The 5,230-nt window shown below is 47.6% G+C and carries 2 tRNA genes and 2 rRNA genes; all 4 read right to left on the bottom strand.

Going from position 1 to position 5,230, the window contains the following annotated elements:
• Window positions 1-149: 149 nt before the first annotated feature.
• Window positions 150-3,032, bottom strand: a 23S ribosomal RNA gene (locus IDJ76_RS20655).
• Between the two features lie 275 nt (window positions 3,033-3,307).
• Window positions 3,308-3,381, bottom strand: a tRNA-Ala gene (locus IDJ76_RS20660).
• 84 nt (window positions 3,382-3,465) lie between these two features.
• Window positions 3,466-3,540: transfer RNA gene (locus IDJ76_RS20665), tRNA-Ile, on the bottom strand.
• A gap of 158 nt (window positions 3,541-3,698) precedes the next feature.
• Window positions 3,699-5,220, bottom strand: a 16S ribosomal RNA gene (locus IDJ76_RS20670).
• The 16S and 23S rRNA genes sit together here with 2 tRNA genes alongside, the layout of an rRNA operon.
• Window positions 5,221-5,230 lie beyond the last annotated feature (10 nt).

A 5,230-nucleotide genomic window follows, 5' to 3' on the forward strand; every position in this document is an offset into this window, starting at 1 on the left:
TATAAACAATGACATATTATTGAAAGAAGTATTTGTGCAAAGAAAACAACAGCTTTGTGTTGAGGATCCATAGTCTTTGTTCAACCGTCCATGATCATTGCTAACCATGGTCTATCGTCTATTAACTATGGACCCTTTAATTACCTGCTATGAGAAAGCTTCGGATTATTAGTATTACTCGACTTTGATGTCACCACCTTTATATCTGTAACCTATCAACGTAGTAGTCTGCTACGATCCTCAATGGAAGTCTCATCTTGTGGCTAGTTTCGCACTTAGATGCTTTCAGCGCTTATCTATTCCCAACGTAGCTACTCTGCAATACAGCTGGCGCCATAACAGATTCACCAGAGGTTAGTCCAACCCGGTCCTCTCGTACTAAGGTCAGCCCCACTCAAACTTCCAACGCCCACAACAGATAGGGACCGAACTGTCTCGCGACGTTCTGAACCCAGCTCGCGTGCCACTTTAATGAGCGAACAGCTCAACCCTTGGGACCTTCTCCAGCCCCAGGATGTGACGAGCCGACATCGAGGTGCCAAACCTCCCCGTCGATATGAGCTCTTGGGGGAGATCAGCCTGTTATCCCCAGCGTACCTTTTATCCTTTGAGCGATGGCCCTTCCATGCAGAACCACCGGATCACTATATCCGTCTTTCGACCCTGCTCGGCTTGTCTGCCTCACAGTCAAGCAAGCTTATGCTATTGCACTCCGCGTACGGTTACCAAGCGTACTGAGCTTACCTTTGAAAGCCTCCGTTACCTTTTTGGAGGCGACCACCCCAGTCAAACTACCCGCCAAACAATGTCCCCCGCTATGCAGGGTTAGACACCAAATACAGAAAGGGTGGTATTTCAACGTTGACTAACATACTCCTAGCGAAGCATGATCACAGTCTCCCACCTATCCTACACATCCTGTATCCGATATCAATGTTAAGTTGTAGTGAAGGTGCATGGGGTCTTTCCGTCCCGTTGCGGGTAACCGGCGTCTTCACCGATACCACAATTTCACCGAGCTCATGGCTGAGACAGCGCCCAGATCGTTACACCATTCGTGCAGGTCGGAACTTACCCGACAAGGAATTTCGCTACCTTAGGACCGTTATAGTTACGGCCGCCGTTTACCGGGGCTTCGATTCAATGCTTCTCCTTGCGAATAACATCCCCTCTTAACCTTCCGGCACCGGGCAGGTGTCAGGCCATATACGTCATCTTTCGATTTTGCATAGCCATGTGTTTTTGTTAAACAGTCGCCTGGGCCTTTTCACTGCGGCTGATATTGCTACCAGCGCCCCTTCTCCCGAAGTTACAGGGCCATTTTGCCGAGTTCCTTAGCCATGATTCACTCGAGCACCTTAGGATTCTCTCCTCGACTACCTGTGTCGGTTTACGGTACGGGTTTTTATAACCTGAAGCTTAGCGGGTTTTCTTGGAAGTCTGATTACCTGAACTATTACCTTACCCGAAGGCTCAGTATACTATCAGCTTTTAGCAAGAGTGGCGTACTTAACTACCTCTCCTATACCTACGGCCTTTAACGAACTATTCCGTCAGTTCGCGTCAGTGTCACTACTCCGTCACCGCATCGCAGTTATAAAAAGTACTGGAATATTAACCAGTTGTCCATCGGCTACGCCCTTCGGCTTCACCTTAGGCCCCGACTAACCCTGATCCGATTAGCGTTGATCAGGAAACCTTAGTCTTTCGGTGGGCGGGTTTCTCTCCCGCCTTATCGTTACTTATGCCTACATTTGCTTTTCTAATTCCTCCACAGTCAATTGTCTTTCCTGCTTCACCGGCAATTAGAATGCTCCCCTACCAGTATGTACATAATACATAATCCATAGCTTCGGTATAACGCTTAATGCCCGTTTATTATCCATGCCCGATCGCTCGACTAGTGAGCTGTTACGCACTCTTTAAATGAATGGCTGCTTCCAAGCCAACATCCTAGCTGTCTGTGCAATCGGACCTCGTTAGTTCAACTTAGCGTTAATTTGGGGACCTTAGCTGATGGTCTGGGTTCTTTCCCTCTCGGCCATGGACCTTAGCACCCATAGCCTCACTGCAGTGTATATTATATAGCATTCGGAGTTTATCTGGATTTGGTAGGATTTGACTCCCCCGCACCCAATTAGTAGCTCTACCTCTATATAACTTAACCACCACGCTGTTCCTAAAAACATTTCGGGGAGTACGAGCTATTTCCCAGTTTGATTAGCCTTTCACCCCTACCCACAGATCATCCGGAAACTTTTCAACGTTTATCGGTTCGGTCCTCCAGTACCTGTTACGGCACCTTCAACCTGTCCATGGGTAGATCACAAGGTTTCGCGTCTACCCCCTCTGACTATACGCCCTATTCAGACTCGCTTTCGCTTCGGATCCGTGTCTTAAACACTTAACCTTGCCAGAGAGGAGTAACTCGTAGGCTCATTATGCAAAAGGCACGCCGTCACACCACGAAGGTGCTCCGACCGCTTGTAAGTACACGGTTTCAGGTTCTATTTCACTCCCCTGTTCGGGGTTCTTTTCACCTTTCCCTCACGGTACTGGTTCACTATCGGTCTCTCAGGAGTATTTAGCCTTACCGGATGGTGCCGGCAGATTCCCACAAGGCGTCTCCGACCTCGCGGTACTCAGGATACCACTATCCTATCATTACTTACCCGTACGCAGTTCTCATGCTCTATGACTGGGTTTCCCACCCCATTCCGGTTCATTTTGATATTCATGTTGTGGTCCTACAACCCCGGCTATGCCGTAACATAACCGGTTTGGGCTTCTTCCCTTTCGCTCGCCACTACTCAGGAAATCATTATTATTTTCTCTTCCTCTGCTTACTTAGATGTTTCAGTTCAGCAGGTTTGCGCATTTATGCAACTATTCTTCAAATAGTTAGGTTTCCCCATTCGGAAATCCGCGGATTAATTCATATTTGCTAATCCCCGCGGCTTATCGCAGCTTATCACGTCCTTCATCGCCTCTGAGAGCCAAGGCATCCCCCGTGTACCCTTTCTTACTTTCTTCTATACATGTGATGCTTTTGCTCATCACCGTATGCTTTTTGATAAGATTGTCGTTCAGAGTCAAGATATTAGAGTCAAGAACCAAGACTTATTGCCGAAGCCTTCTATCTTTTATCTTTAATTCCTTTTTTCTTGTTCCAAAGCCAACAACCGTCTCTACTGTTGTTTTCTTTTTTACAATTACTTCTTCCAATATGTCAAAGAACTTGTCCCAATATGATATTAATATCATAACTTGCATTATATCCTATCCCTTTCAGGAAACGGTGGGCTTGTGGAGAATAACGGATTCGAACCGTTGACCCCCTGCGTGCAAGGCAGGTGCTCTAGCCAGCTGAGCTAATCCCCCTTTCAGATTCAAGTTGTCAGTTATGAGTAGTCAGTTGTGAGTTAAACTCATAACTTAATACTTTCGACTTTTAACTTACCATTGTAGTCCCGAGCAGATTTGAACTGCTGACCCCTACATTATCAGTGTAGTGCTCTAACCAAGCTGAGCTACAGGACTGTTTGTTTAATTGCTTACAATCTTGCCACGTATTATGGTCGCACCACTGATGGCTTTCATCTTCCGGGTTGTTTTTTTAGAGAATAAATAAGAAAATAATCATGCAGGTAACAGTTTCCTGTTATAAATCACTTAAGTAACATTGGATACTGCTCCAGAAAGGAGGTATTCCAGCCACACCTTCCGGTACGGCTACCTTGTTACGACTTAGCCCCAGTTACCGACTTTACCCTAGGACGCTCCTTACGGTTACGCACTTCAGGCACTTCCAGCTTCCATGGCTTGACGGGCGGTGTGTACAAGGCCCGGGAACGTATTCACCGCATCATTGCTGATATGCGATTACTAGCGAATCCAACTTCACGGGGTCGAGTTGCAGACCCCGATCCGAACTGTGAATGGCTTTACGAGATTGGCATCCTGTTACCAGGTAGCTGCCCGCTGTACCATCCATTGTAGCACGTGTGTAGCCCCGGACGTAAGGGCCATGATGACTTGACGTCGTCCCCTCCTTCCTCTCTATTTGCATAGGCAGTCTGAATAGAGTCCCCACCATTACGTGCTGGCAACTATTCACAGGGGTTGCGCTCGTTGCGGGACTTAACCCAACACCTCACGGCACGAGCTGACGACAGCCATGCAGCACCTAGTTTCGTGTCCCGAAGGACTTGAGCGTCTCTGCTCAATTCACTAACTTTCAAGCCCGGGTAAGGTTCCTCGCGTATCATCGAATTAAACCACATGCTCCTCCGCTTGTGCGGGCCCCCGTCAATTCCTTTGAGTTTCACCCTTGCGGGCGTACTCCCCAGGTGGAATACTTAACGCTTTCGCTTAGACGCTGACCGTATATCGCCAACATCGAGTATTCATCGTTTAGGGCGTGGACTACCAGGGTATCTAATCCTGTTTGATCCCCACGCTTTCGTGCCTCAGTGTCAATAAAACCATAGTAAGCTGCCTTCGCAATTGGTGTTCTGTGACATATCTATGCATTTCACCGCTACTTGTCACATTCCGCCTACCTCTAGTTCATTCAAGCTCTTCAGTATCAAAGGCACTGCGATAGTTAAGCTACCGTCTTTCACCCCTGACTTAAAAAGCCACCTACGCACCCTTTAAACCCAATAAATCCGGATAACGCTTGGATCCTCCGTATTACCGCGGCTGCTGGCACGGAGTTAGCCGATCCTTATTCTTACCGTACATTCAGCCTCTTACACGTAAAAGGGTTTATTCCGGTACAAAAGCAGTTTACAACCCGTAGGGCCGTCTTCCTGCACGCGGCATGGCTGGTTCAGGCTTGCGCCCATTGACCAATATTCCTTACTGCTGCCTCCCGTAGGAGTCTGGTCCGTGTCTCAGTACCAGTGTGGGGGGTCATCCTCTCAGATCCCCTAAACATCGTAGCCTTGGTAAGCCATTACCTTACCAACTAGCTAATGTTCCGCATGCCCATCTTAATCCTATAAATATTTGATTACCAAAAAATGCTATCCGGTAATGTTATGCGGTGTTAATCTCTCTTTCGAGAGGCTATCCCCCAGATTAAGGTAGGTTACATACGTGTTACGCACCCGTGCGCCACTCTCATGAAAAGCAAGCTTCTCAATCCCGTTCGACTTGCATGTATTAGGCCTGCCGCTAGCGTTCATCCTGAGCCAGGATCAAACTCTCCATTGTATAATGTGTT

The sequence above is a fragment of the Mucilaginibacter glaciei genome (assembly GCF_014773245.1).
GTDB classification, from domain to species: Bacteria; Bacteroidota; Bacteroidia; order Sphingobacteriales; family Sphingobacteriaceae; genus Mucilaginibacter; species Mucilaginibacter glaciei.